We start from the raw sequence: 25,893 nt of genomic DNA on the forward strand, positions 1-25,893 counted from the left end.
GGAGCTTGGGGAAAAATGAACTAATGTCAACTCTACCTGTATGGGCCTATTATTTTGCCACATCCACACCCGATATGAACACTGCAGCTGTTCGCTTACTCCAAACCGCCCATATAAATTCACGCCGCGTGCGCCTGATCAACAGGCCTTTCTTCATTATTCCTAATCACAAACGTGGCGATTACCCCGACAAGGCCTAATGTTAATATTGAAAAAACGAGAAGAATGACGTATTGATCACTATACTTCCCGAATAACTCAAAGAGGGCATACAAAACAAGCCCGATTGTGGTTAACGATAATAACATGGATAATATAACAATCGGCGGAAAAATCATCTGCAGAAACATTAGCGGAATTTGCGCCGCGGCTAACCCGATCATCAACCAAGGAAGAACGTCCCGAAATCCAGCCGACACGCGATCCCACACCACCATACCGAGCGTGTAATACTGGGCGATTGGGATAAATGCGAGCCAGGCATTTGCGATTTCATTTCTACTGGCAAGCCGAAAAAGACCGAACGCAAACAAAAGATAGAGCGCAATTCCTTCCGCGAAGATGAATAGCACGAAGAAAAACATGAGTAAGATGATTGCCTCCATTAAGTCTCCTTCTCCTTTTGTGTTTCTTCCCGAATAACCTGCATCGGGTTCCCCCCAACAAAAGTTCCGGCAGGCACGTCTTTATGCACGAGCGTCATCGCCGAGACGACTGCCCCATCGCCGATCGTCACGCCGGGCAGGACCAATGATTGGGCGCCGATCATGACATTATCGCCGATTTGAATGTCCCCGAGACGATATTCATCAATTAAATATTCATGGGTGAGCAGCGTCGTGTTGAAGCCAATCACACAGTTACTGCCCACCGATATCTTCTCCGGAAACATCAAATCGGGCGTCACCTTCAAAGCAAAGGCGGTTTTTGCTCCGACATTCATGTGCAAAAACGTTCGATAAAGCCAGTTTTTCACACTTAGAAAAGGCGTGATACGGGCGATTTCGATGACAATGAAATTTTTTACAACTTTAAAAAAAGGAACCGTTTGATAAATATGCCAAAGGGAATTGTTTTTAGAAACGTGGTAACGATCGGTCCGGCGGGTCATTGCCCAGGCACTCCCAAAATGCCGAGAAGGTCGCGCATATCATCAAGAATCACATCCGGCTTGTGTTTCCTCATCGCGTCAACGCCCTTTATCGACCAGGCAACCGCGGCGGTTTTCGTCCCCGCATTTTTCCCTCCTTCGATATCATGCACATTATCGCCGACCATAAGCGTCTCTGTCGCTGTCGCCCCCAACGCTTTCATTGCTTTCTCCAACGGTTCGGGGTGGGGTTTGGCATTCTCTACATCATCGAGGGTGATTACCGTCTTAAAAAAAGAGTTTATCCCCATCAAATTCAACCCTTTCCAAGCAGTCTCCCCCCGTTTCGTCGTCACAATTCCTAATCGGAATGATGCAGACGCCAATTGTTCTAAGGTTTCACGGACACCTGTGTATTCTTTGACTAATTCATCATGGCGGGCATGATTGTGTTCACGATACATCGTCATCATTTCTTCTGCCCGGTCTGTGTCCAGGTTATGAAACGTATCGGCCAATGACGGTCCGATAAAATCAAGGATATCTTCCCGCTCAAACCTACCTGGATAATAGTGTTCGAGCGTGTGGACAAAAGATGCTATAATCAAATCGTTCGTATCGATTAGCGTTCCATCAAGGTCAAAAAGAACTGTATTCACGTCGTCCATCAACATTCGCCTCCTGTTTTTCCAAACGGTTCCAGAAATAAGCGATCGCCATCGTTAGCAAAATTGCGGTCACTACCCGAATGATGAGCAGCGGCAATACCGGAATCCCGAGCGGAATGAAAATGAGTGTGTCTTCTACGATACCATGACAGGCAACCAAAAAGATAAAAACGAGGTATAAATCTTTTTTCTTCACACCGTTTTCCCTTGCCTCTTGAATCATGACCCCTGCTCCGAAAGCGAGCCCAAAAAAGATACCGGATGCCAACGTCGTCGATGTGTTGGGCTGTATGCCGAGCATGCGGGTAAAGGGTAACATCTTATTGGAAAACCAATCCAACATGTTGAAGTCTTTCATGACCTGAACGATCATCATAATTGGAAACACAAAGACCGCGATTGTCACAACACCCATGGCAGCACTCGATGCCGCTTCCAAAAGAACATCCAACCACCCGCTGACTTCAACAGGTTCCGTGCCGCTGACAAAGCCATATTGTGCCGGTTCGTTCCCGCCTTGCCAGATCCAGTGAATGAGAAAGGCAGATACGATGGCAAGACCGATGCGTACCGCCAAAACGACGGACATGCGTATTCCCAATTTGACTGCAACCGCCGATTCAACAAACAAATTGTGTGAAAAAGAAAGCATTACGGCAAGAATAAATACTTCTTTTACCGTAAAATCAAACGTTAAAATCGAGCCGATAGCTGCATATAAGTTTAATACATTCCCAAGGACGAGCGGGATGGCCGCCTCCCCGGGCAACCCTATCCAAGACATAAACGGCGCCAATTGCGCCGCAAGCCAATCCAGGGCCGGCGTGAACGACAGAATAGTCACGGCAAAGGTGATCGGAAAGATGATCTTCGCCAATGTCCAGGTCGTATCCAGCCCTGATTTCAGACCCCTTTTCAGCGTTTGCATGTTATCTTTCCCCTAATCAAAAGTCACTTTTTCTTCTTTTTATTTCGGTTTTTTTTCATAAGTTTCTCGTCTTTGTCCCAATAACGCGATTCGATGATCCCTGTCTTGCGATGATAAATCATAAAAATGATCGCACCCGCGATAAGCACGACGGAAATAATTTGTGCCGTTTGCAAAAGGTCTCCGATCATTAAGCTGTCCGTACGCATTCCTTCGATAAAGAAGCGGCCGAACGAGTACCAAATGACATACGTCAAGAAAATGCTTCCGCGACGTAAATTCATTCGCCGTAAAACGAAGATCAATAATGCAAAGCCGAGCACATTCCAAATGCTTTCGTACAAAAAGGTCGGATGATGATAGGCGCCTTCAATAAACATTTGATCAATAATCCAATCCGGCAACATGAGGTTTTCCAAAAATGCCCGGGAAACCTCTCCCCCGTAGGCTTCTTGGTTCATGAAATTGCCCCAACGGCCAATCGCTTGCCCGAGAATGATACTGGGCGCGGCAATATCGGCCAGTTTCCAAAAGGAATACCCGCGCCGTTTGGCAAAAACAATGCCTGTAATCACGGCCCCGATTAATCCTCCGTGAATGGCCAAACCGCCTTCCCAAATGGCAATAATTTGTGCCGGGTTTTGCGCATAATAATCAAATTGAAAAATGACATAATAAAGACGGGCACTGATAATCGCAATCGGGACTGCCCAAATAAGCAAATCGGCAAATAAATCATCCGGATAGCCGTGTTTTTTTGCTTCCCTCGCTGCTATTACATAGCCTATGGCCGCCCCCAGCACGATTAAGATTCCATACCACTGGACCGGAAACCCTCCAATTTCAAAGGCTACGGGATCCAGCGGCTGTGCATGAAAAAGCATCCGGATGGCCACCTCCTTTATTTGATTCTTTTCCGATGTATGTTAGTACTTTTGATTCGGAGACTGCATTAAAATTCATCTCGATCATAATCTTCGATCACACCCATCAATTTGTCCGAAAATTCCTGTGCTGCATTGATGCCCATGCGCTTCAAGCGAAAGTTCATGGCAGCGACCTCCACAATAACAGCCAAGTTACGCCCCGGGCGCACCGGAATCGTATATTTGGGGATATCCGTTTCAATGATTCTCATCGTATCTTCGTCAATGCCTAACCGATCGTAAGCCTTATCTTCATCCCAAAGCTCAAGGTGCACGTTAAGGGTGATCCGTTTAAAAGGCCTTACCGCCCCGGCACCGAATAACGTCATCACATCAATGATGCCAAGCCCTCGAATTTCAAGCAGGTGCTTAATCAGTTCAGGAGGGCGCCCCATCAATGTATTCCCGTGCTGCTGACTGATTTCCACCGAATCATCGGCAACAAGCCGGTGCCCCCTCCGCACTAAGTCCAGTGCCGTTTCACTTTTTCCAACCCCACTGGCCCCGGTAAGCAAGACACCGATCCCGTATATGTCTACAAGGACGCCATGCACCGCCGTCGTTTCCGCGAGCTGCGCTTCAAGAAATTCGGTCAGTTGGCTACTGATTCGTGTCGTCGTATCATTGGCACGCATGATCGGAACGCCGGATTTTTCGGAGATACTCAGCAATTCCGCCGATGCTTCCAGCCCTCTGGATATAATGACGCCGGGTGTATTGGCCGTACATAATTTATCCAAACGTTCCAATTTCACATCGGTATCCAACTGTTCAAGAAACGTAAGCTCCGAGCGGCCCAACAACTGTAACCTTCTTCGCGGATAATAGGTGAAAAAACCTGCCATTTCCAAGCCGGGACGAGAAATGTCACTCGTAGTAATCAGCCGGTAAATCCCCTCTTCACCGCTTAATAATTCCAGTGAGAAACGATCAATCAAATCTCTTGCCGTGACCTTAGTCATCTTGTTCCCTCCGAACTTGGATGTGGCATCCCGGCGGATCAGATTTCAGAGGTCAGATGTTGGAATCCAGACTTCCAACATCTGATATCCGGAAAGGCTTCCGGCTTCCGATTTCTGACTTCCGGAAAAATGGGCGACTAACACCCCGATTGGTTCAACTAACCATCAGTGGTCAACACTAAAATCTATAGTCATCGCTACGGAAAAACACTACGCTAGCGTGTTTCATTACCATCATTATCCACTGGTATCAACGATAGATTTTGGTGAAGTGCCACCGTCAGAAGAGAAGCCCCCCTCTGATGAAAGTTACACTTTATAAGTAGTGAAAGCGACATGTATAATGATCACACGTTATTTATTGTAGCATGTTTTCCATCGATAATGGTATGGTCGAGGTCTACGAGATGAATAAAGATCCCACAACCGTTTCATGGCAACCATTATCGACCGATCTTTGATCATTTCGGAACTCATGAACGCCTCATGGTGACCCTAGCGGACCGGATAATACTCGTTTCGGTAGCCATAAACGCTTCATAGCTACCGTATATTCCGTATAATACGCGCTCCGGGCGTCATGAACTGCGTCCATATTAGAAAACTTAGCTTTCGCCAAGCTGTATGGCCAAAAGCCTTAGTTGCACTTACGTAGGTAAGAAAGTTGATTTATACTTTCTTACCTACTAAAAAAAGAGCACCCCTCGCTTAGCAGGTGCCCTTCGATTAAGCTCTCGCCGGTTTTAAAACGACATTAATCATCGCGTTTAGAATAGCCATTACGACCGCTGCCAATATAGCTGTTCCGAATCCATCAATGACAAACGCGCCGCCCATAATCCACGCGATTAACATAAGCATGGCAGCATTGATGATAAAGAGAAAAATACCTAATGTCAGCACCGTAACAGGCAGGGTCAAAACAACGAGTATCGGACGAACAATCGAATTGACAATCGCGAGCAGGACAGCGGCAATCAAAGCTGCCCAAACGTTTTCCAATTCAAAACCGGTGAAGATTAATCCCGTGACCATTAAAACAACAGCATTGATGATAATGTTAAAGAGGCAACCCATTATGAGCGAAAGTCTCCTTCACTTGGCACCAACACGGTGAGCAACAAATAAACAAGCAGCGTGATCCCAAGGCTGATAAAAAGGCTGATCACAGCCACTATCCTAATAATGACCGGATCAATATTAAAATATTGGCCAATGCCTCCACAAACGCCGGTAATGATGCGGCTATTGGCGGATCGTACAAAACGTTTCATTCATCTTCCACCTCCCTGGCTTGTGATGCATTTAACGATTATCGGTTTTCACCGATACGGACCCTGTTTTCGTGCCGGCGTCCACCCGTAATACGGTTGATTTATCCGGGTTGGAAACGAACGTTAATGTTTTTTGGATAAAATCCCGTTTTTCATCAAGCACTTCGACATTTGGAAGTTTCCAATGGTAGTTCCCGACATTTGTTTTCAATTTTCCTTCCGTGCGAATGTCTTCCGGAACAGCGAGGAAAACAGAGCCGGTCGTTGCCGTTAACGAAACATGGCCGCCTTCTTTGCCGTTAAAGTGGCAATTAACGGAACCATTCACGGATTCGGCATCAATATCTTCAATGTTTCCATTAATATCAATGCTTCCATGTACGGTGCGCAAATCGGCACGCTCGCTTGTTGCCCCGTCAAGGTCAATGGAACCATTGACCGTTTCCACTTCAAGCACATCGGCACGAACGTCTTCCATGTTAATGGTTCCGTTTACGACTTTCGCCGACAAAGCTATACTGTTTAGCCCATTCATGTTCAAATGGCCGTTAAACGTATACAACGATAGTTTTTCAAAGCGTTCACGCGGCACATATACCGTGGCCTGCAATTTGATTTTTTTCGATTTTGTATAAAAGTGGAGCACTTCCTCAACGGTCTCAAACACCGTGTCTTCAAGAAAAATACGTCGGGCATCCTCTTCGCTTTCCGCCTTGTAGACTTTGGCGCTACACTCGATTTTTCCATCTGCTCCATCCCATGGTTGAATATCAACCGATCCATTTTCCAGCGACAATTCAAAAACTCGCTCCTGCATGTTCGTGTGTTGAAAAATATGATTGATTTCCTGCGCAGAGCCAAAATTGAAGTCGAGGTCGAGCTCTTTGATTTTATGAACCGCCGAATCCACAAATTCCGTAAACCAGCGCGCACCTTCAGAAAAAGGGGACCCTTTTGCATCCCGTTCTTCACGGTAGTTTTTCCATGATTCATCGTGATGGCGATTACTTTTATCCCAATCAATCCTCGTGCTTAAATCCGTACTGCCGGACGTTTCGGTTTTATCTTCTTCTTTGCTTTTGCGCGTTGTTGCCGAACTTGTCGTCGTCTCTTTTTCTTTCCCCGATGACAATGCCTTAATCAACTTACTTCCATCTTCCGGACTGATTTTGCCATCTTCCACCATCTGCAGAATCATTTTACGTTCTTCTTGCATGATTTTTTCCTCGCTTTCATTTTAAAGGTTGTTCAAAAAGGCCGGGAAAAAAGCAATCGAATTCTCACGTGCCAAACAACGTACGCTCCGATGCTCGAAGCTACGCTTCCAGGACCTTCTCGGCTTTTTTGTCCTCCTTTTTGAACACGCATGTCGCATGCGACCATGAACTGTCCAGCGTCGGTTGAAAAAATCACTTGACGACGGCTTCATTCTTTTCCAACGCTTCCATTCGTTCGTTTTCCCGCTCTAAAATCGGCTTTAAAAAACGTGCTGTATAGGAGTGTTCAACGTTAGCGACTGCCTCGGGGGTGCCTGTTGCGACGATCTCACCGCCACCATCACCACCTTCTGGCCCGAGATCAATAATATGGTCCACTGTTTTAATGACGTCCAGGTTGTGTTCGATAACGATAACTGTATCTCCATTATTAACGAGGCGCTGCAACACTTGCAATAGCCGGCGGATATCATCCATATGAAGGCCGGTCGTCGGTTCATCCAAAATGTAAAGGGAGCGGCCGGTCGTGCGCCGATGCAGTTGGGAGGCCAATTTTACCCGCTGGGCTTCCCCACCGGAAAGCGTTGTTGCCTGTTGCCCAAGTTTAATATACCCGAGACCTACATCTTTCAACGTTTGCAGTTTCCGGTTGATTCTGGGGATGTTCTCAAAGAATTCCACCCCTTCGTCAACAGTCATTTCCAGTACTTCCGCAATATCTTTTCCTTTATAGCGGATATCCAACGTCTCCCGGTTGTAACGTTTGCCGCCGCACTCTTCACATTCCACGTATACATCAGGCAAAAAGTGCATCTCTATCTTTATAATGCCATCTCCCCGGCATGTTTCGCAACGCCCACCCTTTACGTTAAAGCTGAAACGTCCTTTTTTATAGCCGCGCACTTTTGCTTCGTTGGTCATGGCAAATACTTCACGGATATAATCAAATACACCGGTGTACGTCGCCGGATTGGAGCGTGGTGTACGTCCGATCGGTGACTGATCAATGTTCACGACGAAATCGAGTTCCTCCATGCCCTTGATTTCTTTGTGCTTCGCGGGCTTTTCTTTTGCCCGGTGCAATTTCTTGGAGAGGGATTTTCGCAGTATCTCATTAATGAGTGTGCTTTTACCGGAACCGGAAACGCCGGTAACGGCATTAAAAACACCGAGGGGAAGATCAACATCGATATTTTTCAAATTATTCCCGTCCGCACCTTTGACCGTAAGTTTGCGCTTTGTCGTTGGTCGGCGACTTGTCGGTAATGGTATAAATTTTTTCCCGGATAAGTAGTTGCCTGTTAAGGATTCGGGATGTTCACGAATGGTTTGCGGCGATCCTTCTGCAGTAATATATCCTCCTTGCAAACCTGCGCCGGGGCCGATGTCCACAATATGATCCGCCGCGAGCATCGTATCTTCATCATGTTCAACGACGATAACCGTGTTTCCTAGGTCACGCATGTTTTCAAGCGTGTGGATTAAGCGCATATTATCACGCTGATGCAAACCGATGGAAGGTTCATCAAGGATATAAAGAACCCCCATTAACGCGGAACCGATTTGGGTAGCCAGCCGGATTCGTTGGGCTTCCCCGCCGGACAAGGTCCCGGCCATTCGGCTCATATTCAAATAATCGATGCCCACGTTGCTCAAAAATCCTAGTCGGTTGTTAATTTCCTGGATGATAAGGCGGGCAATCTGCATCTCTTTTTCCGATAAATCTAGCGTTCCCATGTAGGCTTTAGCCCTGTCGATGGACAGGTCTGTCACTTCACCGATGTGCTTCCCATTGAGCAAAACGGCAAGCGCTTCATCTTTTAGGCGATGACCCCCGCAAGCTTGACAAGCCTTCCGGACCATAAACTGCTCCATCTGTTCACGCGTATAATCCGATGAGGTAGAGTAGTATCGTCTGGATACGTTTTTCAACACGCCTTCAAAATAGATTTTGCGTTCCCTTACATTGCCGAACTCATTCTCATGCCGAAAATGAATCTGCTCTTTTCGGTTGCCATGCAGTATAATTTTTTGATCCTGTCTGGACAGTTGCTCAAACGGCACATCCATATCGATCCCAAAATGTTCACAAGCGGCAGCGAGCAGTTGCGGGTAATAATCGGAACTTGTCGGCATCCATGGAAGGATGGCATGCTGGCGCAAGGTAAGAGATGGGTTCGGGATAACCAACTCTTCATCGGTTTCCAGCTTGGAACCAATGCCGTCACAGGTCGGACAAGCACCGGAAGGATTGTTAAAAGAAAACAACCTTGGCTCCAATTCATCAACGGAAAATCCGCAATACGGACAAGCGTGATGTTGGTTAAACAATACTTCTCCCCCGTCGATGACATCAATAAGGACGCGCCCCCCCGATTCTTCCAACCCTGTTTCCAGTGACCCGGAGAGACGGGATTCCACTCCCTCTTTTATAATTACCCGATCAATGACGACTTCAATAGTATGTTTCTTATTTTTTTCCAAGGAAATGTCTTCGGACAAATCGCGGATCTCCCCGTTCACACGTACGCGCACAAATCCTTTTTTCTTTAAATCCTCAAAGACTTTTACATGCGTGCCCTTTCGTTCGGCTTCCAAGGGAGCGAGAATTTGAATGCGCGTCCGTTCGGGATAACCCATCAATTGGTCAATCATTTGCTGGACGCTTTGCGACGTAATGGGAATGTTATGGTTCGGGCAATACGGAACACCGACACGCGCAAATAATAACCGTAAATAATCATAGATTTCCGTGACCGTCCCCACTGTAGAGCGCGGGTTTTGGCTTGTCGTTTTTTGGTCAATGGATATGGCCGGGGATAGTCCTTCGATCGAATCTACATCCGGTTTATCCATCTGTCCCAAAAATTGCCGCGCATAGGAAGATAACGATTCCACGTATCGCCTTTGCCCTTCGGCATAAATCGTGTCAAACGCCAACGACGACTTACCCGAGCCCGATAGCCCGGTAAAAACGATCAACTTATCTCGGGGAATCGTAAGATCTACCCCTTTCAGGTTATGGGAACGCGCTCCTTTTATGCTGATACTCTCATTGGCCATGGTTCCGGTCACTCCTTGTACTAAATGTGAGAGGCGAGAGATGGGAAGCGAGAAAGACCTCTCGTACCTTTATGATGTTTTCTTTCCCTTTAATTCAATCATCGTATCGCGAAGTTCCGCGGCACGTTCAAAGTCAAGTTGCTTCGCGGCATCTTTCATTTCCTCCTCTATTTGGTCGATTAAACGATTCTTTTCGTCCTTCGTCATTTTCTTGTCTTTCGGCGTTGAGAAACTCACTTCATCTTCTGCGGCTACCGTAGCTTGTATCGCCTCTGGCACCGCTTTTTCAATGGTTTTCGGTGTAATGCCATGCTTTTCATTATACGCTTCTTGAATACCCCGTCGTCTTTTTGTCTCGTTTATCGCGACTTCCATCGATCGCGTTTCCTTATCGGCATACATGATCACTTGTCCATCCTCATGACGTGCCGCACGCCCCATCGTTTGGATCAAGGACCGTTCAGCGCGCAAAAACCCTTCTTTATCTGCGTCCAAAATCGCCACGAGCGAGACTTCCGGAATATCCAATCCTTCACGCAAAAGGTTGATACCGACAAGACAATCAAAATCACCGAGACGAAGTTGGCGAACAATTTCCAAGCGATCCAGCGTTTTTACATCCGAGTGTAAATATTTCACTTTAATGCCGACTTCTTTTAAATAGTCCGTCAGGTCTTCCGCCATTTTCTTCGTAAGCGTGGTCACTAACACACGTTCATTTTTTGTCTGCCGATCGTTAATCTCGCCGATTAAATCATCGATCTGCCCTTCGATCGGCCGCACGCTCACCTTCGGATCAAGCAACCCGGTCGGGCGAATGATCTGTTCGACCACCTCCGGTGCTTTCTCCTCTTCGTAGGGACCGGGAGTTGCGGAAACGTAGACTGCTTGCGACACGCGCTTTTCAAACTCCTCGAATTTTAACGGACGGTTGTCCATTGCCGAAGGCAACCGAAATCCGTGGTCGACCAATACTTGTTTTCGCGCCCGGTCACCATTATACATGCCTCTCACTTGCGGCAGCGTCGCGTGGGATTCGTCGATGATCATAAGAAAATCATCCGGAAAGAAATCCAGGAGCGTGTACGGCGCTTCGCCCGGTTCACGAAACGTTAAATGCCTGGAATAGTTTTCAATCCCGGAGCAAAAGCCCATTTCTTGCATCATTTCAATATCGTAGCGGGTACGCTGTTCCAGGCGCTGCGCCTCCACAAGCTTATCCCGGCTTTTCAGTTCCTGAAGCCGTTCGGCCAACTCTTGCTCGATATTGACGATCGCTTTTTTCATTTTTTGTTCGCGCGTAACGAAGTGGGAAGCCGGAAAAATCGCAACATGGTTGCGTTCGCCAAGCACTTCTCCCGTTAGTGCATCCACTTCGGTCATCCGGTCAATCTCATCTCCAAAAAATTCCACACGAATGCAATGTTCATCCCGGGAAGCCGGGAAAATTTCCACAACATCCCCGCGAACGCGGAAAGTCCCTCTTGTAAAATTAATATCGTTACGATCATATTGCACATCGACGAGATTATTTAAAAGTTCATCTCTTCCTTTTTCCATCCCCTTACGAAGGGAAACGACCAAATCGCGGTATTCTTCCGGCGAACCCAGTCCATAGATACAAGAGACACTGGCGATAATGATGACGTCATTGCGTTCAAATAACGCGCTCGTCGCAGAGTGCCGTAGTTTATCGATTTCATCGTTGATGCTGGCATCTTTTTCAATAAATGTATCCGACTGCGGGACGTAGGCTTCCGGTTGATAGTAATCGTAATAACTGACGAAATACTCGACAGCATTATTGGGAAAAAATGATTTAAATTCGCTGTACAGCTGACCGGCGAGTGTTTTATTGTGTGCCATGACAAGCGTCGGTTTGTTCACTTCCTGAATCACGTTTGACACCGTAAATGTTTTGCCCGTTCCCGTTGCTCCCAACAACACTTGGTGTTTCTTGTCTGCCTTAATTCCTTCTGCTATTTTTTCTATCGCTTTAGGTTGATCCCCTTCGGGTTGATAAACAGATTCAAGTGAAAACGTTTGTGGCAACGTTCACCCTCCTTCGCTGGCGATACCATTCCTTTATAGCGTATTATAACACAATTTGAAAATAAACGAACGTTTATTTGCTCACAGATGGCAAAAAGCCTCCCGAATGCATTTGAATGGCTCTTTCGGAAGGTTTTATTCCTTTATTCATCTTCCCATGATTCCTCGTTAGGATGCAAAAATAACAAGCCCAGCTCATGATGTTGATTGTCATACAAAGCCGCTTTCTCTACGCGCCGCTCCCCATTGGCGTCGATCACTTCAATACGGCCATATGCCGGATTGATCTGTAATTGCTGATAAAAATTCCATTCCGTATGGATGGGATTGCCATGCACCTTTGTCACAATTTCTCCGGGCAGAAGACCCATTTTCTCACCCGGGGATTCCGGTAATACACTGAGAATGACGATGCCATCATTTTTCGGTACAAAATAATAATCTTTCCTCCGATCGCTAACGTACTCGTAGAACTGCAAAAGCATCCGACCGATAATCGCGATAAGCACGACTGGCAACCACACCCATCCGGGGAGGTACATCACTAGAGCAGCGCCAACAAATAACAGCGCCCCAAATCCTATCATTCTCGTTCCGGCACTTTTTATTTTTATTTTCATGCGCTGCCCGAGCGTCGTTAGACGAAATCCAACGAGAAAAGGCACCAGGAGCATTGATACATCATCCGTAACCGGGAGTAATGGCCACCAATCTCCCGCTACGAACGTTTCACCGGGAATGAATATGCACACGGGGATGAGCCACATTCGATCAAGGCGTTGACCTCCGACCCATTTCCCCCTTTTGCTGCGTAAACGAAGGGGTGAAAACTGCTCGCGCTTTGACTGTAAGCGCATGAACACCCCTTCAATAAATAGCAATGACCCGATGATGATAAGGACGGGTAATGGGTCTACAGACGTTCCGCCGCCGAAAGGCAGAAAATAGGACAGAAGCAACGCTAACCCCAATGCATAGGCAGGAGAGGCAAATCCCGCGCCCCCGACAATAATCAGCACAAGATAGGTTGCTGTCGTTGTCAATAGGAATTCCGGGGTAAGCACAATACCGGACGCCAATGCAACAACCGATAAAACAACTCCTGCCAATACCCCCGGTAATAGACGGTGAAAAACGTCTTTCCCAACAGAGCCGGTGGACATATGAAACATCTTTCTTTCCCTTTTTAAACGGCGATAGCCAATGCCTATCATTGCCAATAAACCGATATAGGTCAACGGGTGAATAAAGAAGCTTCCTATACCAATCACTAGATCTATAAACCAATGATCCATTATTTGATCTCCTTCTAAAAGCATCGTTTGTTTAGCTCTTCATTTGATTTAAGTAACCGCTGCGGAAAAACACTACGCTAGCCAGTTGTCATGGCTACATTTATTCATATTCATATATTTCAACCATTGATTAAAGTGTTGAACATCTATTTTACTACACAATACAAAATAAAAAAGAGAAATACACCCTAGTGCTACGGATGTATTTCGACACAAAGTCATGGAATTCCTGCTTTTTCCCGAAATTAGGACACTTCACTAACTAAATGACTGATTGCCGTATCCAATTGGCGATCATTTTCATCGTCACGAATCTCATCCACAATTGCGCTATGAAGGTGCTGGGCAGTCTCTTCATCAATCTCCCCGCTTTCCTCCAAATCGTCCGTCTCTTGTTGGAAAGCAGCCACCGCTTCTTCTGTTTGCTCATCAAAATATCCATCGGTTCTGCCCGGATCAAAACCCAATCCCTCTAAAATATGTTGCGCGTTGCCCACTTGATCATTGTTGTCATCAAACGTGAGCGTCTCATCTACAGCAAGCGCGGCTGTATAGAAGTAATCCGGTTGGCTTTCCTCAATCGTCGGCTCCACGCCTTCTTCATGAATATTGTTGCCGTCGGAAGTCAACCATCTCGACATTGATAAATTCATTTCACTGCCATCTTCGAATTGATATCCTTGTTGTACCGTCCCCTTGCCAAACGTTGTATCGCCAATAAGGTCATATTCTCCCGCTTCATGCAGAGCAGCTGCCAATATTTCCGAAGCAGAAGCGCTACCTTGATTAATGAGCACCGCCATTGGATAATCTTTTTCTTCCTCGAGCGTAGAAGGAGTGGCGATCACCTCCCCGTCAGGTTGCTCAATTTGTACGATCGTCTCCCCTTCAGGGAGCAGCAAACTACCAATATCCTGAACACTGTTCAAGTATCCGCCCGGATTATCGCGAACATCAATGAGCAATCCATCAATGCCCTCAGATTCCAGTGCATTCAATTCATCTTCAAATTCTTGGGCTGTTTCCGCGGAAAAAGAAATAACTTCGAGTAAACCGATGGTCTCTCCATCCCGGTCAATCGTTCGGCTTTCGACGGTTTCCATCGGGATCGCGTCACGCTCCACTTCGACTTCAAATGGATCGGAAGAAGAGGGACGTTCAATTGTCAACGTCACGGAAGTGCCTTTCTCCCCGCGAATGTCCATCACCGCTTCATTCAAAGATTGGCCTTCCGTTGAATCTCCATCTATCTCCAAAATTTGGTCATCCGGCATTAACCCGGCTTCTTCTGCCGGTGAGCCCTGAATCGGAGAAACAATCGTTACATTCTCATTCACCATGTTAACTTCCGCACCGATGCCTTCAAATTCACTGTCCAACGATTCCTCAAACTGACCCGCTGTTTCCTGATCCATATAGACGGAATAGGGATCATCCAGTTCGTCTAACATTCCTTCGATTGCACCTTCATATAAGGTGCTTTCGTCAACATCATCGATATATTGTTCCACAATCAAGTCGTGTGCTTGATGAACTTTTTCCCAACCTTCTTCTGATGAAATTTCACCGTTTTCTTCATCCATTTGCGGAGTACGATTTTGGCTTTGTCCCTCTTCGCCGATAGAGACTCCCGCGATCACCCCTCCGGATCCGGCTATGATGACCGCACTCGCTAAGATAACGAGCCATTTTCCGCTAACGTTCATATTGTCACCTCTATCTTAGCTTTTGGAAAGCATGACATACCCATCTATTTCTAAATCTGAAGTATCGCCTGCTTTATTATTTGGTCTTCTTCTTGCCGTTCTCTTTTGCATATGCTATGTTTCTTTCTCCCATTTAAACACATTTTAACGGGCGAAACAAAAAAAATCGAGCGGGAAGCCCATTTCCGCTCGATTATCCTTTGCTTATAGATAATCCATTGGGTCGACGGTATTAACACCCGATCCGGCCCAACCACCTTCATGTACTTCAAAGTGTAAATGGGGACCTGTCGTGTTTCCTGTATTCCCCATGATGCCAATCTGTTCCGAACGGCTGACCGAATCACCTTCGGACACATCGGAAGAAGCCAGATGGGCATACAATGTCGTGATCGTTTGTCCATTAATTTGATGCGTAACCATCACCGTATTTCCGTAGCCGCCCATGTAGCCAACGTAACTGACGGTACCTGATTCAGCCGAATTAACTGGAACACCTGAGCCGCCAATATCAATGCCATTGTGCATTCGACCCCATCGCGGCCCATACTCTGAAGTCAACGGGCCCGATGCCGGCCTCGCCAACGTGCCGCCTCCGCCTCCATCGGAGCCGGAATCGCTGACACTTGCGGTTGACGGTGACGAAGAAGATCCGTCGCTGTTTACGTTGCTTCCCTCGGATTCATTCGACTCATTCGATTCATTTTCCTCATTGTTTCCGGAATCATCGGATTCCTCAGCTTCTTGCTCTTCTCTTTCCCGTTCTCTTTCCCTCTCTCGCTCCCGCTCTTCTTCACGTTCGATTTCATTCTGTTTGGCAGTTTCTTGCTGTTGCAGGATTTCTTCTTCGTTTTCGATTTCTTCCAGGTCATCAAGCAACTGACGCTGCTCTTCATCAAGCCCGTCCATCACAACTTCTTTGTCCTCTATTTGCTCGTCCAAGTTCGCTTGCAAAGTTTCCAATTCTGCAAGATTAGATTCCAAGGTTGCCAGATTTTCTTCAACTGCTTCTTTGTTTTCTTCAAGTTGTTCATGATCGGCAATATGTTCGTCAAGTATTGCCTGATCTTGCCCTGCAATCGTTGAGAGGGTGCGGATTCGATCCAGAAAGTCCCCAAAACTTTGCGCCCCCAATAAAACTTCTATGTATTCAACTGTTCCGTTGCCATTTTGATAGAGGGTCACAGCTCGTTCCTTCAACACTTCATCCCGTTTCTCGATACGTTCTTCAATCTCAGTGATATCGTTCTGTAACCGCCCGTTTTCGTCTTCGACTTCAGCCATTTCCGCTTCTTTGTCTCCGATTTCTTCAACAGTGGCGGACATTTCTTCATCCATTTCACGAATCTCTTCTTCGATTTCTGCCAACTCTTCCTCTACGCCCTCTAAATCCTCTTCCGCCTCTTCGCCATCATTTTCCGCCTCTTGTTGGGATTCACGTATGTCATCCAATTCGTTTTCCAACTCACTGACGGATTCAGCTTGTCCAATATAGCTTGTTTGCAACCAACCGGATAATCCAACCAGAAAAGCGGTGCCGAGCATTAATGTTTTTTTTCCTTTCATTTACCAATCACCCCCATCGCTATACTTTCAAAAATTTACGTACAGACATTTGACTTCCCAACATACCAACGACAACGCTAATGCCAAACAATACCAGCGCCACTTGCCAAACCATCGGAAAGGGCTCAACCATCGTAATAAAAGGCAACTGAGCATCAAAAAAATCATGGAGATAAACATAACCGGCCATAAGTGTTACAACCGGGACAAAAGCTCCGATCACACCGATGAGCAACCCTTCGATAAAAAAGGGAATACGCACGAATCTGTTCGTCGCTCCTACAAGTTTCATAATTTCAATCTCGTCTTTGCGCGAGATAATTGTAAGTTTAATCGTGTTTGATATCAGGAATATAGAAGTAAACAACAAACCGATAATCAAAGCCGCACCGATTACACGCACATAATTTGTGATCGTAAACAATTGCGTAAGAATCGATTCTCCATACTCAACCGTTTCCACTTCAACATATTCATCGACGGCGGTTGCGACAGCTTCCGTTAGTTCCGGTTCGGTCGTCTCGATAACGAGCGCATCATTCAAGGGATTCTCATCTCGGATGCTTTCATAGACAGCGCCTTCGGATCCGAGACTGTCGATAAATTGATCCAACCCTTCATCCCTGTCAAGGTACGAAACGTCTTCTACCGCGTTAGCGCTTGCAATGTCTTCCATCACTTCCGCCTGTGCATCCGCTTCAGTATCCATTTCCAGAAAAGCACGGATTTCAACTTCGTTTTCGACATCGGATGCCAGGCTGTTCATATTTAAAATCAGCAAGGAAAACGCGCCGACGACAAGCAGCATAATCGTCACGGCACTAATGGAGGCAAAGCTCATCCACCCGTTTCTGCTAATATTTTTAAACCCTTCTCTTACGTGCCGCACAAAGGCGCTACGCTTCATAGCTGTACGCACCCCGCATTTCATCCCGCACAACGTTGCCATTATCAATGGCAATCACTCGTTTTTTTAAATTGTTGACGATGTGGCTGTTATGCGTAGCCATCACAACAGTTGTGCCTCGATAGTTAATATCTTCTAAAGTGCCCATAATGCTCCATGCTGTTTCCGGATCCAGATTGCCGGTCGGCTCATCTGCAATCAAGATCGCCGGCTTGTTTGCCATCGCCCGTGCAATGGCCACTCGCTGTTGTTCACCACCGGATAGCTCACGCGGTCTATAGCGGGCTTTATCTTTTAATTTAACAAGCTCCAATACCTCCATTACACGCGGTTTAATACGATCCTTGGGCTCTCCGATAACCTCAAGAGCAAAAGCAATATTTTCAAATACGGACAAGTTGGGGAAAAGTTTAAAATCTTGAAAAACAACCCCAATCTTGCGCCGCAAATATGGAATTTGTTTTTTCTGAGATCACCAAGGTTGGTCCCATTCACATGAACGACACCTGCTGTCGGCTTAATCTCACGAATGATTAACTTAATGATCGTCGACTTTCCGGCACCGCTTGGCCCGACAACATAAACAAATTCCTCTTTCCCAATGTGTATGTCAATGTTGTTTAACGCTTGGATTCCATTTTGATAGGTTTTTTTCACCCTTTGCATATTGATCAAATCTCTCACACCTACAAATCACCTTATTCTGAGGATTTGTGGCAAATATCCACATCCTTAGTCATATTATATCATCTTTATACCTTTGTAAAAGGTATCTATATTACAGTTTATTTTCAAATGAATTACATATCATTAACTACAAATAGGTCTAATATCACAATTGTTGCTACGGTATTTACTACCCTAGTGCAGAAGAGTTGAATTAAATGATCACACCGCTGCCGACCACACGTGAGACTGTTTGTTGATGACCGAAAGACTTCCGGCTTTCGGAGTGACGGCGTCAAAAGTCGTCTTTGATAATCGAACGGCTTTCGCTTACCGGCGTTAATTAATCAAAATCTTTTGAAATATTTAATTAGGGAACCAAAGCGATTGTACTGGATGAATTGACCTTCGTACATCGGCCATAGAGTGCCAATAGGTCGGAACAAATCAATCCTGATTGGTGTGATCAAAAGATTCAGCCACCCTGCACTAGTGCAAGATGGCTGAATTACCCAATCATGGAGACAGTCGGAAGAGGTTCGGTCGGCAACGCTTCTGGCTCCCTAACGGACAATTTACCGCGTCATGGTGACCGAAAAAGCGGTCGGTTCTCGTGTTCGGTCGCCATAACCGTTTTATGACGACCGTAATGGCCTGAATCGAAAGCGTTCGGGCGTCATAGCCGCTTCATGGTGACCGAAAAGGCTTGTATCAAAGATATTCGGTCGGCATGGTTGCCTCATGGCGCCCGAACGAGCGATTGGCTTTTGTCTTCGGTCGCCATGAACTGTTTCATGGCGACCGGGGAGCCTGCTTCGCAAGAAACCATTCGGTCGTTGACGATAGCCTTTGATACCTTAACTCGGGCTGTGGCGGTTTAATCCAATCGACCACTAACCCCAGTTTGAAGCCCTAATCCTGTCTTCCGATCGTCGGTGTGACCGCTTATTTTCGACAGGCTGCACTAGTTTTTCGTCAATTCGGCGGAAAATGTAACGCAAGTCTATTTTTATGAATGTTTAAATAAAAAAAGAAAAAGGTTGTACTAAAGTACATGAAGCAACCACCCATGGTGACCGAAATCGACTCCGGATACCGCTTTCGTGCTCCGTAAATCCACTCATGCGGTCGATAATGGGTGTGGCGATCGTCGCAACGAAACACCAGCGCCGGGACACTTATATCTTTTTCGATATCATCCGTCCCGATATTAGTTAGGCGCAAAAAACGCCCTGCCATCATCGGCAGGACGTTTGTTATCTTTATTGAACCTTAACCTTCTTCTTCTACGTATTGCGCAACGGCGTCAGCATCTTCACCGGAAACAAGGTTCTCCGGCATGGCACCAGGGCCTTCTTCAATTGCATCGTGAACTTCGTCAGCGCTATACCCGTCAAGCGCCGGGCCTGTACCGCCTTCCATGTCCCCGCCGTGGCAACTCATACAATTCTCTTCGTATAGATCCATGCCTTCACCGGCATCAACGGTTTCGCCATTGTCTTCTTCTTCTTCTTCGGCTCCGTTATCGCCGCCGCCATTTCCACCATTGTTATCACCGACAGGCTCTTGTTCTTCACCTGCTTGGCCATTACAGCCGCCGATGATAAAAATCGCCGTGCCTAATACTAACATTGCTTTTTTCATGTGAACCTCCTCCATTTCATGCTTTAACGCGTAAAGATAACGCCCCATTTATTATACACGATTTAGTCCATTTTAAAACCACGCCCCAATACTTCTGTCGCGTTGGAAACAACAATAAACGCGTCGCGGTCAATGGTTTGCACGACTTGCCGCAACAAAGGAATTTCGTTGCGATTCACAACACACATCAGTACCGGCCGATCGTCTTCCGTGTACCCTCCATAGGCCTGAAGCTTGGTGACGCCACGGTCGACATCATTTAAAATGGCTTCTTTTATCTTCCCCTGTTCTTCCGCAATTATGAAAGCAATTTTATCATAACCAAAACCGGTTTGTACTATGTCAATGGTTTTACCGGTAATAAAAAGCCCAATGAGTGCGAACAAAGCAAATTCGACACTAAACGCAATTGCGGCCATGGCAACGATTAGTCCATCCATAATAAATACGCCGGCACCAAGCGAAACACCAGTATATTTATGGATAATCTGAGCCGCCAAGTCGGTCCCGCCTGTGGATGCACCTGTACGAAAAACAAGGCCTAGCCCTGTCCCGACACCAACACCGCCAAATATTGCAGCCAGGAGGGGCTCTGCCGTTAAAGGAGGCCAATGTTGTGTCAAAAAAACGACAAATGGGAGGAACAACGTTCCCACCAATGTCATTCCCCCGTATCGAAATCCGCCGAGCAAGAGCATTCCCAATAGAAATAGGGGGATATTAAGAGCGTATAGGGTAAGGTGCGGGGCGAAACCGAATACTTGATACATAATGGTGGCAAAGCCACTTAGTCCGCCCGAGGCGATCGCATTCGGCAGCAAAAACAAATTAAATGCGAATGCCACAATCGCCGAACCACTCAAAACGAGCAACACATTTATAAGCAATCGTGCCGAATCTTGTGTCGGCGCACGCCGCTTTTTCCGCCTCATCCAAACACTCCATTCCCCTTACGTTATCCTTGAGCGCAAGTATGCGTCAATGAAAACATCGATAGCACCATCCATGACAGCCTCCGTATTCCCGACTTCATGATTGGTACGATGGTCCTTCACCATATTGTAAGGGTGGAAAACGTAAGATCGAATCTGGCTCCCCCACCCGATCTCACTTTGCTCGCCGCGCATTTCGTCCAATTCTTGCTGTTGCCGTTCAAGTTCCTGTTGATAAAGACGGGCTTTCAACATTTTCATCGCATGTTCTCGATTTTTAATTTGTGAACGCTCATTTTGGCATTGCACAACCGTGTTCGTTGGAATATGGGTGATCCTTACGGCAGAATCCGTCGTGTTAACGTGCTGACCGCCGGCACCGCTTGCACGGTACGTGTCAATTTTCAAGTCTTCGGTTGCCACTTCAATATTGACGTCTTCATCCATTTCCGGCATCACTTCACAGGAAGCAAAAGACGTATGACGCCGACCCGAGGAATCAAAAGGGGAAATGCGCACTAATCGATGCACCCCTTTTTCCGCTTTTAAATGGCCATAGGCATCTTGTCCTTTGATCAGCAACGTGACACTTTTCAAGCCTGCTTCGTCCCCCGGCAAATAGTCGAGCGTCTCCACTTTAAATTTACGTTTTTCAGCCCAACGGGTATACATGCGAAGGAGCATTTGTGCCCAATCCTGCGATTCCGTCCCGCCGGCCCCAGGGTGTATCTCAAGGATCGCATCTTTTTCGTCATGGGGATCCGACAACAACATTTTCAACTCAAACTGATTAATTTGCTCTGAAAGCGACCGTATACCCTGTTCCAGATCCGCTCGCAATTCATCATCGTCTTCCTCTTGCAACAGCTCCCTGGTTACGTTTAAATTTTCCAGTTCTTCTTCCAACTCGCGAAACGTGTGAGCAGTTTCCTTTAGTGAATTGGTCTCATCAATCACTTCTTTGGAGGCATCCGGATTGTCCCAAAAACCGGGAACCGTCATTTCTTCTTCCAGCTCTTTAATCCTGTTTTCTTTTGCTTCCAGGTCAAAGAGACCCCCTAAATTCCGCGAGACGATTCGCCATTGTCGTTAATTCCGTTTTTATTTCGGCACTATCCATTCTCTCACCCTCTTCTCCTAGATATGCGCGAGCCTTTAAGCAGCCCCATGGCAGTGTTTGTATTTTTTTCCGCTTCCGCACGGGCACGGTTCATTTCTGCCGACTTGTTTTTCTTTCCGAATCGGTTGTTTTTTCTTTTTCTCTTGCTCTTTGTTGTTGTTTCCGTGGACCGCTTGCGACTTATTTTCATCCGCGACTGCTTCCCGTTGCATGTTATTCCTCAAACGCGCTTTTATCACATAGCGGGAGACTTCTTCTTCAATACTGGCGATCATGTCTTCAAACATGTTATATCCTTCGAAGCGATAGTCCCGGAGCGGGTTGCTTTGACCGTATGCCCGCAAGTGAATGCCCTGGCGAAGCTGGTCCATCTGGTCAATGTGATTCATCCATTTTCGGTCGACAGCCCGGAGCATAATGACCTTCTCAAACTCACGCATTTTTTCTTCGCCAATCTCGGCTTCTTTCGCTTTATAATTGGCCTCGGCTTTTCCTCTGACGAGTTCCTGCATCTCATCCTGTTCCAAGCCGTATAAATCATTTTGCGTAATGTCGCCATTATAAAGAACCATCGCGTTCAGTTCCGAAACCAAACCGGCCAAGTCCCAGTCTTCCGGAACTTCTTCTTCCGAAGTGAAACGTGCAACCGTTCGGTCTACGACATTGTTGATCATGCCTTGAACGATCTCTTCCAAGTTTTCCGATTCCAAAACTTCCATCCGTTGTTCGTAGATGATATCCCGTTGTTCCCGCATGACATCATCATATTCAAGAATTTGTTTACGCGCATCAAAGTTATGCCCTTCTACGCGTTTTTGCGATTGCTCCACGGCACGGCTAACCATTCGGCTCTCCAAAGGAGTATCCTCTTCCATGCCCATTTTATTAAGCATGTTCTGCATGTTTTCCGAACCGAATCGGCGCATGAGCACATCTTCCATCGACAAGTAAAATTGCGAAACCCCCGGGTCGCCTTGACGTCCGGAACGACCGCGTAATTGATTATCGATGCGGCGGCTTTCATGACGCTCCGTGCCAATGACAAAGAGACCGCCGAGTTCGGGAACGCCCTCTCCCAATTTAATATCCGTACCGCGACCGGCCATATTTGTGGCAATAGTAACAGCATTTTTTTGACCGGCGTTTTTTATGATTTCCGCTTCATTAGCATGGTGTTTGGCATTTAAAACATCGTGAGGGACCTTTCGCTTCTTCAACAACTTCGACACATACTCGGACGTATCAACGCTTGCCGTCCCGACAAGAATCGGTTGCCCTCTTTGATGGATTTCTTTTATATCATCTGCAACAGCCTTGAATTTCGCATCCATCGTTTTGTAAATGAGATCGGCCTTGTCCTCTCGGACAATCGGTTCATTCGTCGGAATGGCGATCACATTCATATTGTAAATATTTTGAAGCTCCTCTTCCTCTGTTTTAGCCGTTCCGGTCATGCCGGCAAGTTTTTCGTACATTCGAAAAAAGTTTTGAAACGTGATCGATGCAAGTGTCATGCTTTCTTTTTTGATCGGAAGTTGTTCTTTCGCTTCAATGGCCTGATGCAAACCGTCCCCATAGCGGCGCCCTTTCATGAGTCGCCCGGTGAATGAGTCGACAATCACGACATCACCGTCTTCCACGACGTAATCGTCGTCGCGTTGCATGGCGCGGTGAGCCTTTAATGACTGATTGATATTGTGGGTCAGTTGCACGTTTCCCTGATCATATAAGTTGTTCAGGTTAAAGTAGTTTTCCGCCTTATTGACCCCTTCTTCCGTCAGGCGGACGTTTTTCGATTTCTCTTCGTACGTGTAATCTTCCTCTTCTTTTAACAACCGTACGAATCCGTCTGCTTGCACGTACATCTCCGTGGATTGTTCTACCGATCCGGAGATGATCAACGGCGTTCGCGCTTCGTCAATGAGGATAGAGTCCACTTCGTCGACGATGGCATAATGAAGCTTTCGTTGCACCATTTGCTCCTTATAAAGAACCATGTTGTCACGCAAATAATCAAAACCAAATTCATTGTTCGTGCCGTACATGACATCGCAGGCATAGGCTTCACGCTTTTCATCTTTGGACATGCCTTTTTCGTTAAGCCCCACCGTCAAGCCGAGAAAATTGTAAAGACGTCCCATGTCTTCACTGTCCCGACGCGCCAAATAGTCGTTCACGGTGACGATATGAACCCCGCGGCCAGTTAAAGCGTTTAAATATACCGGCATCGTTGCCACCAATGTTTTTCCTTCCCCGGTTTTCATTTCAGCTGTATCTCCGTGATGGAGCACAATTGCCCCCATTAATTGAACCGGATAAGGGGTGAGTCCGAGCACACGAGTGGAAGCCTCGCGCACAACAGCGAATGCTTCCGGAAGAAGGCTGTCCAAATCCTCCCCGCCATTATATCGGGCCTTGAAGTTTTCGGTTTTTGCAGCCAAGTCAGTGTCCGAGAGCAATTTCATCTCATTTGCATAACCATCGATTTCATCGACGGTTTTTTGCATTTTCTTCGTTTTACGTTGGTCTGTATCACCAATGACCTTTTTTATTAAACCGATCATGCTAGTATCATCGTCCTCCCGCATCACAAATAATTTTTTATCCCGGTGGTAAACGCCCGCTATTCCGGAGGTTAGACATCGGAAGCCGGAAATCGGAAAATCATGGTTTTTCCGACCTCTGGCATCTGAAATCTGACTTCTGGCTAAACGAGTGACTAATAAGGAAGTCGACCGCCACATCCTGTGACAACGCCGACACTAGCCCGTCCTAGGCGTCGGAAAACCCACTCTGATGAAAGTTTCACATTATCATTATTTTTGGCATGCGCCTTGATTTGTACACACTATATAATTTATTTTATCAACTTGATCACTTTCTTACAAATACCGAAGATCTTCGGAAGTGGGCGCGATTAAAAAAAAAGCGCCCCACCTGCAATGATGGGGGCTCCCTTTATTATTTTCCGCTTTCAAGCCTCCGGTTCAATTAACCCGTAACGTCCGTCTTTTCTTCGGTAAACAACGTTTGTGTCTCCGCTCACTGCATTGGAAAAGACGAAGAACGAGTGGCCAAGCATATCCATTTGCAACACGGCCTCTTCCGCATCCATCGGCTTAAGGTTGAAACGTTTTGTACGCACAAGTTGGAAGCCGGGATCGTCATCTTCTTCCGACCAACCATTCTCCAATTGCGTAACGCCCATTTCATTCTTAAATACATCCTTCGTGCCGCTCTGTCTAAACTTACGGTTTACTTTTGTTTTATGTTTGCGAATTTGCCTTTCCAGTTTCTCGACGACAAGATCAATAGCCGCGTACATATCCGAATGGTCCTCTTCGGCACGCAGAAGAAGGCGAGACATGGGAATTGTAACCTCGATGCTATGTTGTTGGTTATTTTGAACGTGCATTTTCACGTGAACATCGGCGACCGGAGGCGTATCAAAATACCTCTCCACCTTGCCCACCTTTTTCTCCACATATTCTCGCAATGATGGTGTTACCTCCATGTTTTCCCCACGGACATTGTAATTCATCACCAAAACTCCTCCTTTCATGCTCTATACTTCTCTATTCCTCTTTTTATTCCTGCTAAAACGACAAAATGTGTTCCAATTAATAACTATTTTATCAAATGTCCCTTCGGTATACACTTATTTTTATGTTGCTCCTCTTCACTTAGAAGCGTTCAAACCTCCCAAAATTACTTTGCACAAATTCTCTCTGGACATACGCATTTTGATTTTCGAAAAAAATGTGCAAAAAAAATCAAATGTACGTTAAATCAATGATTACCATGTTTCCGAAAGGAACACTCTTCCGCCGCCGATTATTCCCGCTTGCCTCTTATGCGAAATTTGTCGAATCCATGC

Annotated in this window: 20 protein-coding genes and 1 pseudogene; all 21 read right to left on the bottom strand. The window is 46.4% G+C overall.

What is annotated here, in order from left to right; translation table 11 throughout:
- Positions 1–119: 119 nt before the first annotated feature.
- The 21 genes and pseudogenes from HUG15_RS21405 to hpf all read right to left on the bottom strand — a co-directional run bounded on the left by HUG15_RS21405 (position 120) and on the right by hpf (position 25,557).
- A complete protein-coding gene (locus tag HUG15_RS21405; RefSeq protein ID WP_200125633.1) occupies positions 120–605 on the bottom strand; it encodes a hypothetical protein in 486 nt (161 codons plus the stop codon).
- Positions 605–1,111, bottom strand: a complete 507-nt coding sequence (locus HUG15_RS21410; protein ID WP_200125635.1) for an acyltransferase — start codon at positions 1,109–1,111, stop codon at positions 605–607. Before HUG15_RS21410 ends, HUG15_RS21405 begins: the two co-directional genes overlap by 1 nt.
- On the bottom strand, positions 1,108–1,758 hold the full coding sequence (gene ppaX, locus HUG15_RS21415) for a pyrophosphatase PpaX (protein WP_246516428.1): 651 nt from the start codon (positions 1,756–1,758) through the stop codon (positions 1,108–1,110). Before ppaX ends, HUG15_RS21410 begins: the two co-directional genes overlap by 4 nt.
- Positions 1,730–2,686, bottom strand: coding sequence for a nucleoside recognition domain-containing protein (locus tag HUG15_RS21420; RefSeq protein WP_200125639.1), 957 nt, complete (start codon positions 2,684–2,686; stop codon positions 1,730–1,732). The genes ppaX and HUG15_RS21420 overlap by 29 nt, the downstream gene beginning before the upstream one ends.
- Positions 2,687–2,709: 23 nt before the next feature.
- A complete protein-coding gene (gene lgt / locus HUG15_RS21425; RefSeq protein WP_200125642.1) occupies positions 2,710–3,570 on the bottom strand; it encodes a prolipoprotein diacylglyceryl transferase in 861 nt (286 codons plus the stop codon).
- 68 nt (positions 3,571–3,638) lie between these two features.
- Entirely contained in the window at positions 3,639–4,574 is a 936-nt protein-coding gene (gene hprK / locus HUG15_RS21430; protein WP_200125644.1) for an HPr(Ser) kinase/phosphatase, read from the bottom strand.
- Positions 4,575–5,300: 726 nt separating this feature from the next.
- A complete protein-coding gene (locus HUG15_RS21435; protein ID WP_200125646.1) occupies positions 5,301–5,651 on the bottom strand; it encodes a phage holin family protein in 351 nt (116 codons plus the stop codon).
- On the bottom strand, positions 5,651–5,848 hold the full coding sequence (locus tag HUG15_RS21440) for a PspC domain-containing protein (RefSeq protein ID WP_200125648.1): 198 nt from the start codon (positions 5,846–5,848) through the stop codon (positions 5,651–5,653). Before HUG15_RS21440 ends, HUG15_RS21435 begins: the two co-directional genes overlap by 1 nt.
- A 31-nt stretch (positions 5,849–5,879) precedes the next feature.
- Positions 5,880–7,064, bottom strand: coding sequence for a DUF4097 family beta strand repeat-containing protein (locus HUG15_RS21445; RefSeq protein WP_200125650.1), 1,185 nt, complete (start codon positions 7,062–7,064; stop codon positions 5,880–5,882).
- Between the two features lie 193 nt (positions 7,065–7,257).
- Positions 7,258–10,128, bottom strand: a complete 2,871-nt coding sequence (uvrA, locus tag HUG15_RS21450; RefSeq protein ID WP_200125652.1) for an excinuclease ABC subunit UvrA — start codon at positions 10,126–10,128, stop codon at positions 7,258–7,260.
- Between the two features lie 69 nt (positions 10,129–10,197).
- On the bottom strand, positions 10,198–12,180 hold the full coding sequence (gene uvrB / locus HUG15_RS21455) for an excinuclease ABC subunit UvrB (RefSeq protein ID WP_200125654.1): 1,983 nt from the start codon (positions 12,178–12,180) through the stop codon (positions 10,198–10,200).
- Between the two features lie 143 nt (positions 12,181–12,323).
- On the bottom strand, positions 12,324–13,475 hold the full coding sequence (locus tag HUG15_RS21460) for a PDZ domain-containing protein (protein ID WP_200125656.1): 1,152 nt from the start codon (positions 13,473–13,475) through the stop codon (positions 12,324–12,326).
- A 245-nt stretch (positions 13,476–13,720) separates the two neighbouring features.
- Positions 13,721–15,181 (bottom strand): S41 family peptidase, encoded by a 1,461-nt coding sequence (locus tag HUG15_RS21465; RefSeq protein ID WP_200125658.1) that lies wholly within the window; start codon positions 15,179–15,181, stop codon positions 13,721–13,723.
- A gap of 204 nt (positions 15,182–15,385) precedes the next feature.
- Positions 15,386–16,747: a murein hydrolase activator EnvC family protein gene (locus tag HUG15_RS21470; protein ID WP_200125662.1), complete on the bottom strand. Its 1,362-nt coding sequence runs from the start codon at positions 16,745–16,747 to the stop codon at positions 15,386–15,388.
- A 19-nt stretch (positions 16,748–16,766) separates the two neighbouring features.
- On the bottom strand, positions 16,767–17,654 hold the full coding sequence (ftsX, locus tag HUG15_RS21475) for a permease-like cell division protein FtsX (protein ID WP_200125664.1): 888 nt from the start codon (positions 17,652–17,654) through the stop codon (positions 16,767–16,769).
- Positions 17,644–18,320 (bottom strand): annotated as a pseudogene (locus tag HUG15_RS21480) (cell division ATP-binding protein FtsE). Before HUG15_RS21480 ends, ftsX begins: the two are co-directional and overlap by 11 nt.
- A gap of 1,272 nt (positions 18,321–19,592) precedes the next feature.
- Entirely contained in the window at positions 19,593–19,964 is a 372-nt protein-coding gene (locus HUG15_RS21490; protein WP_200125668.1) for a c-type cytochrome, read from the bottom strand.
- A 62-nt stretch (positions 19,965–20,026) separates the two neighbouring features.
- Entirely contained in the window at positions 20,027–20,896 is an 870-nt protein-coding gene (locus HUG15_RS21495) for a YitT family protein (protein WP_200125670.1), read from the bottom strand.
- Between the two features lie 18 nt (positions 20,897–20,914).
- Positions 20,915–22,016 (bottom strand): peptide chain release factor 2 gene (gene prfB, locus HUG15_RS21500; protein ID WP_200125672.1). Its coding sequence is split into 2 segments (ribosomal slippage): positions 20,915–21,943 and positions 21,945–22,016, totalling 1,101 coding nucleotides; the frame shifts between segments, so codons are not numbered across the junction.
- A 35-nt stretch (positions 22,017–22,051) separates the two neighbouring features.
- On the bottom strand, positions 22,052–24,580 hold the full coding sequence (gene secA / locus HUG15_RS21505; protein ID WP_200125674.1) for a preprotein translocase subunit SecA: 2,529 nt from the start codon (positions 24,578–24,580) through the stop codon (positions 22,052–22,054).
- A gap of 410 nt (positions 24,581–24,990) precedes the next feature.
- Positions 24,991–25,557: a ribosome hibernation-promoting factor, HPF/YfiA family gene (hpf, locus tag HUG15_RS21510; protein WP_200125676.1), complete on the bottom strand. Its 567-nt coding sequence runs from the start codon at positions 25,555–25,557 to the stop codon at positions 24,991–24,993.
- Positions 25,558–25,893: the final 336 nt, after the last annotated feature.

It is taken from the genome of Salicibibacter cibarius, assembly GCF_016495725.1.
GTDB lineage: Bacteria > Bacillota > Bacilli > Bacillales > Marinococcaceae > Salicibibacter > Salicibibacter cibarius.